This is a genomic window from Mesorhizobium sp. M1E.F.Ca.ET.063.01.1.1, from assembly GCF_003998155.1.
Taxonomy (GTDB): Bacteria; Pseudomonadota; Alphaproteobacteria; order Rhizobiales; family Rhizobiaceae; genus Mesorhizobium.
In genome coordinates this window covers 1-869 of record NZ_RZSC01001321.1, presented here as the reverse complement: position 1 = coordinate 869, position 869 = coordinate 1, and the positions used below count along the sequence as shown (strand labels likewise).

General features: G+C 63.1%; 2 protein-coding genes. One reads left to right on the top strand and one right to left on the bottom strand.

What is annotated here, in order from left to right:
* The first annotated feature begins 167 nt into the window (after window positions 1–167).
* Window positions 168–458, top strand: coding sequence for an HlyU family transcriptional regulator (locus EOA29_RS38270; RefSeq protein WP_126092482.1), 291 nt, complete (start codon window positions 168–170; stop codon window positions 456–458).
* Between the two features lie 86 nt (window positions 459–544).
* On the opposite strand, the gene EOA29_RS38265 is transcribed toward EOA29_RS38270, so the two are convergent.
* A partial coding sequence (locus tag EOA29_RS38265; RefSeq protein ID WP_189479154.1) for an NAD(P)H-dependent oxidoreductase occupies window positions 545–869 on the bottom strand: 325 nt, incomplete at its 5' end.

Below are 869 nucleotides of genomic sequence, written 5' to 3'. Positions count from 1 at the left end.
GCTCGAGGCCCTGACGCGCCACTGAGCGGGGCAGGCTTGAGGCGGCTGTTGCTCGCCAAGCCAAGGGATCCCGAAAACCGCTGCGCACTTTTCGGGATCATGCTGTAGTGAAAATCGTCCTGCAACACGCTATGTGATGCAGGACGATTGCCGTTGGAGGATGCGCTATGTCTTTTCTGAAACGTCTTTTCGGCGGCGGTGGCGAGGCGAACGAGCCCGCAAGCGCGAAGCCGGCAAAGCAGGTCGAGCACAAGGGATTCCTGATCAGCGCCACGCCCTACAAGGCGGACGGCCAGTACCAGACCTGCGGCGTCGTCTCGAAGGAGGTGGACGGCGTGATGAAGGAGCATCGCTTCATCCGCGCCGACCGTTTCGCCGGTCTGGACGACGCCGTCGACATCTCGATCAAGAAAGGCATCCAACTCGTCGACGAGCAGGGCGAGAGGATATTCGGCTGAAGCCGGACCGGTATCCGGGATAACCGGCAAATGAAAAGGCAGGCGCCGGTGACGCCTGCCTTTTGCGTTTCTATCAGAACAATGGACTATGCCGCAGCGGCGACGGCATCGCCAGCCCTGGCGGCGATCGCGTCGACCTTGGCGGTCGCCCTGGCGAGCGCGGCGGTGACCGCATCGGCGCCCATGCCGACGCCTTCGACGCGGACGACCTCGACATCGGTCATGCCCAGGAAGGCGAGCACGCTGCGCAGATAGGGGATGGCGTGGTCCATCTGAACGGCCGCACCTTCCGAATAGATGCCGCCGGAAGCGAGCACGATATAGACCTTCTTGCCGGTGACGAGGCCCTTCGGGCCGTTCTCACCGTAAGCAAAAGTCTTGCCCGAGCGGGCGACGTGATCGACCCACGAC